The 4,738-nt window shown below is 63.3% G+C and carries 5 protein-coding genes; 4 read left to right on the forward strand and 1 reads right to left on the reverse strand.

What is annotated here, in order from left to right:
* Positions 1-162: 162 nt before the first annotated feature.
* Positions 163-1,461 carry an amidohydrolase family protein gene (locus VML93_RS01975; RefSeq protein WP_325607124.1) on the reverse strand — a complete coding sequence of 433 codons (1,299 nt, stop codon included), beginning with the start codon at positions 1,459-1,461 and terminating at the stop codon, positions 163-165.
* Positions 1,462-1,894: 433 nt separating this feature from the next.
* Between VML93_RS01975 and VML93_RS01980 the strand changes: the two genes are divergently transcribed.
* From VML93_RS01980 to VML93_RS01995, 4 genes are all read left to right on the forward strand, one after another.
* A complete protein-coding gene (locus VML93_RS01980) occupies positions 1,895-2,434 on the forward strand; it encodes a carboxymuconolactone decarboxylase family protein (protein WP_325607130.1) in 540 nt (179 codons plus the stop codon).
* A gap of 5 nt (positions 2,435-2,439) precedes the next feature.
* Positions 2,440-3,720, forward strand: coding sequence for an aromatic ring-hydroxylating dioxygenase subunit alpha (locus VML93_RS01985; RefSeq protein WP_325607126.1), 1,281 nt, complete (start codon positions 2,440-2,442; stop codon positions 3,718-3,720).
* On the forward strand, positions 3,704-4,027 hold the full coding sequence (locus tag VML93_RS01990; RefSeq protein WP_325607128.1) for a hypothetical protein: 324 nt from the start codon (positions 3,704-3,706) through the stop codon (positions 4,025-4,027). The genes VML93_RS01985 and VML93_RS01990 overlap by 17 nt, the downstream gene beginning before the upstream one ends.
* 71 nt (positions 4,028-4,098) lie before the next feature.
* Positions 4,099-4,738 (forward strand): amidohydrolase family protein (locus VML93_RS01995; protein ID WP_325607132.1); only part of this gene is annotated, 640 nt, incomplete at its 3' end.

Raw genomic sequence — 4,738 nt, forward strand, 5'->3', positions numbered from 1 at the left:
CTTGCGTGCCAACTCGGCAACCGACCGGCGGATCAGCTCCTGGTCCTCGGTCAGCTCGAACTCCATACCGCACATCTCCTTTCAACGCGAGCAGACACAGAATCGCGTCAATACCACCCGAATCGTGCGATTCTGTGTCTGCTCGCGAGGCTCAGATGCGCCTCAGTCCTGGTTGCCGGTGAGCTCTTTCGCACTGGCGGCGAAGTCCGCGAACGACGAACCCGCCCTGGTGTCTTTGTGGTGGCTGAGCGCCCGAATGGACACGTCATGCCCCTCGGCGGCCTTGCGTAACCCGCCGACCGATGCCTGCTCGCGCGAGATGTGGGTGAACGGATCGAACGAGTACCAACGCATTGCGTTCTCATGCGTCATCTTCTTGATCTCGTCGTCGGGCACGTTGTTGATCGACAGAACGTCCCACAGCTCCTCCGGCGCGCCCGGCCACATGGAGTCGCTGTGCGGGTAGTCGGCCTCCCAGCAGATGTTGTCGATGCCGATCATGTTGCGCAGTTGGACGCCCACCTTGTCGCTGATGAAACAGGTCAGGAAGTGGTCGCGGAACACGTCGGACGGCAGCTTGTCGCCGAAGTTCTGGTGCGTCCACGTCGAGTGCATCTCATACGTCCGGTCCGCGCGCTCCAGGAAGTAGGGGATCCAGCCGGTGCCGCCCTCGGAGAGGGCGATCTTGAGGTCCGGATACTCCTTGATGGGGCGCGACCACAGCAGGTCCGCGGCGGCCTGCACGATGTTCATCGGCTGCAGCGTGATCATCACGTCCATCGGCGCGTCCGGCGCGGTGATCGCGAGCCGGCCCGAGGACCCGATGTGGATGTTCATCACGGTGCCGGTGTCGCACAAGGCTTCAAACAGCGGGTTCCAGTACTCGTTGTGGAAGCTGGGGTAGCCCATCGCCGCCGGGTTCTCGGTGAAGGTCAGCGCATGCACGCCCTTCTTCGAAACCCGCCGCACCTCCTGAGCGCACAACTCGGCATCCCAGATCACCGGGATAGCCATCGGGATGAACCGCGCCGGGTAGGCCCCGCACCACTCTTCGATGTGCCAGTCGTTGTAGGCCTGAACCAGGGCCAACGAGAAGTCCGGGTCTTCGGTGGCGAACAGGCGCCCGGCAAAGCCCGGGAAGGACGGGAAGCAGATCGACGCGAGGATGCCCCCGGCGTTCATGTCCTTGACGCGTTCGTCGACGTCGTAGCAGCCCGGCCGGATCTCATCCAGACCCGTGGGCTCGATCCCATACTCTTCCTTGGGCCGGCCGGCGACCGCGTTGAGCGCCACGTTCGGAATGACGGTGTCGCGGAACTTCCACATGTCCGAACCGTCGGGGTTGTGCACCAGCCGCGGCGCGTCGTCCAGGTACTTGGACGACAGGTGATCCTTGAACATGTTCGGCGGTTCGACGATGTGGTCATCGACGCTGATCAGGATCATGTCTTCTTTGTTCATGGGCGTACCCCTCTCTCGAAACTTTCGAGCGTCCCTTGAATACCGGACGCGCGGCCACCGAGCGGGCTACGTGCGGCCCACGGCGAGCCGCCACCCGCCTCCAAGCTCTAGTGTTGAAAACTATCTTCTCGCGAAGTGAGAATCAACATCCAGGGTAGCTCCCTTGTATTGGAGCGGATGTCGAACCAGCGGCTTCGCATCCCGGTTTTCCCGGCAAATCGCCCACGTGCGAGCGACAAAGTGGGATCCGAAACGCACCTTCCGACCACCCCAAACTCGGGCAGCCTCAGCGCGCCGAGACCAGCAGCCCACCCCGCACGGGCAGGCACGCCCGGATCCGGACACGTCAGGATTGACCAGACGAACGAATCGTGCAAGTCTATTGGTTATAAATGAGAATATGATTCTCTTTGGCCGAGAGGAAACCCGCGCGATGCGCTTGCCGCCGCTGCCCGCTGACAAGTGGGACGAGACTGTCGACCAGGCGCTGGCCGGCATGCTCCCCGCGGAACGCCGCAACCCGCGCGACGCCTCCAACGTGCTGTCAACGCTCGTCAACCACCCCGCCCTCACCAAGGCGTTCCTCCGGTTCAACGTCCACCTCTTGTACTCGTCCACGCTGCCACCGCGCATCCGCGAACTCGTTATCCTGCGGGTCGCCCATCGTCGCGACTGCGCCTACGAGTGGGCGCACCACGTCAATTTGGCCAAACGAGAGGGAATCAGCGACGACGAGATCGCCGCGGTCCGGCGGGGCGAGTCCGCCGACAGGTTTGACCGCGCCGTGCTCACCGGGGTCGACGAGCTCGACGAGAAATCCCAGTTGTCCGACGAGACCTGGGCCACGCTCGGTGAGCGCTTCGACGACCGTCAGCGGATGGACTACGTCTTCACGGTCGGCTCCTACATCATGCTGGCCATGGCCCTCAATACTTTTGGCGTCCAGCTCGAACACCAGGAACAAGAGAGGTAAGAACGTTGGCCCACTTCCCGAAGCCAGCTGCGGGCAGCTGGACAGAAAACTATCCCGAACTGGGCACCGCGCCAGTCGATTACACCGATTCAATCGATCCGGCATTCTTCGACGCCGAGCGCGATGCGATCTTCAAGCGCACCTGGCTCAACGTCGGTCGCGTCGAGCGACTGCCGCGCACCGGCAGCTACTTCACCAAGGAGCTGCCCTCGGCGGGCAAGGGCGTGTCGGTGATCATCGTCAAGACCAAGGACGGGACCGTCAAGGCGTTTCACAATGTCTGCCGCCACCGTGGCAACAAGCTGGTGTGGAACGACTTTCCGCATGAGGAGACCTCCGGCACCTGCCGGCAGTTCACCTGCAAGTACCACGCCTGGCGCTACAGCCTCGACGGTGACCTGACCTTCATCCAGCAGGAGGACGAGTTCTTCGACGTCGACAAGGGCCAGTTCGGGTTGGTGCCGGTGCGATGCGAGGTGTGGGAAGGATTCATCTTCATCAACTTCGACAATGACGCAAAGCCGCTCGTCGACTATCTTGGCCCGCTGGCCAAGGGCATCGAGGGCTACCCCTTCCACGAGATGACCGAGTCCTACTCCTACCGAGCCGAGGTCGGGAGCAACTGGAAGCTGTTCATCGACGCATTCGCCGAGTTCTACCACGCGCCGGTGCTGCACCAGGGCCAGTACACCAAGGAAGAAGCCGCCAAGATCATGAAGTCCGGCTTCGAGGCGCTGTACTACGAGCTGGCCAGCCCGCACGGAATGATCTCGACCTGGGGCGGTCAGGCGCCGCCGGTGGACATGTCCATGGTGAAGCCGATGGACCAGGTCCTGCGCAGCGGGCTGTTCGGTCCCTGGGACAAGCCAGAGGTCATCGAGAAGCTCGATCAGCTGCCGCCGGGCGTCAACCCCAAGAAAGTCAAACAGTGGGGCATCGATTCGTGGCACTTCTACCCGAACTTCATGCTGCTGATCTGGGAGCCCGGCTGGTTCTTGACGTATCACTACTGGCCGACCGCCGTCGACAAGCACATCTTCGAGTGCACGCTGTACTTCGTCCCGCCGCGAAATGCCCGGGAGCGCTTGGCGCATGAATTGGCCGCGGTGACGTTCAAGGAATACGCGCTTCAGGACTCGAACACGCTGGAAGCGACCCAGACCATGATCGGCACCAAGGTCGTCAAAGACTTTCCGCTGTGCGACCAGGAAATCCTGCTCCGCCATCTGCACAAGGTGACCGGCGACTACGTGAAGGAGTATCAGACCAATGGCGCTTCCCGCTGAATTCGCTGGCCTAGAGCCCTATTTGGATTGGGACCTGGCCACCGAGCCCGAGCGCTACGCCAAGCGGCTGGCCTCGACGATGACCGAAATGCAGGCGTTCTACGACGTAGCGTTCCCCCGCCTGAACGACGTGATCGCGTACTGCGACCAGTTCCCGCTGGACGACTTGCCAGAGGACGCAAAGACTCTCATGCACCTGATGCAGTCGCTGGTCATGGTGTCGTTCCCAATCGAAGCGTGGAAGCAACCACGCGTTCCCGACAGCGGCGCCGCCTGGGTGGAGCTGATCCGGGAGCCGGTGATCTAACGTTGCCCGACGCTCTTCGCGCAAGCGGCTCATCGCAGTCCGACGCTCTTCGCGCAAGCGGCTCAACGCAGCTGACGCTGAAAGCCGCGGGGCTCCTTGACGTCGATGCCGGCGAGATCGTCCGGCCCGGCGTCGTGCAGATCGAGGGCGATCGGATCGTCGGCGTCGGCGCGGGCCCGCAGGGGCCGGAAAACGAGGTGCTCGATCTGGGCGAGCGGATACTGCTGCCCGGGTTGATGGACATGGAGGTCAACCTGCTGATGGGCGGGCGCGGCGAGAAGCCCGGGCTGTCCCAGGTGCAGGACGACCCGCCGACACGGATGCTGCGCGCGGTCGGTAATGCGCGCCGCACCTTGCGCGCCGGGTTCACCACCGTGCGCAACCTGGGCCTGTTCGTCAAGACCGGCGGCTACCTGCTCGACGTTGCCCTGGGCAAGGCGATCGACGCGGGCTGGATCGATGGTCCGCGGCTAGTCCCGGCCGGGCACGCGATCACGCCGACCGGCGGCCACCTCGACCCGACGATGTTCATGGCGTTCGCGCCCGGGGTGCTGCCGATGACGGTCGAGGAGGGCATCGCCAACGGAATAGACGAGATCCGCAAGGCGGTGCGCTACCAGATCAAACACGGCGCCGAACTGATCAAGGTCTGCTGCTCGGGCGGGGTGATGTCACTGACGGGCCCGCCAGGCGCGCAACATTATTCGGATG

The organism is Mycobacterium sp. (assembly GCF_035499775.1).
Lineage (GTDB): Bacteria > Actinomycetota > Actinomycetes > Mycobacteriales > Mycobacteriaceae > Mycobacterium.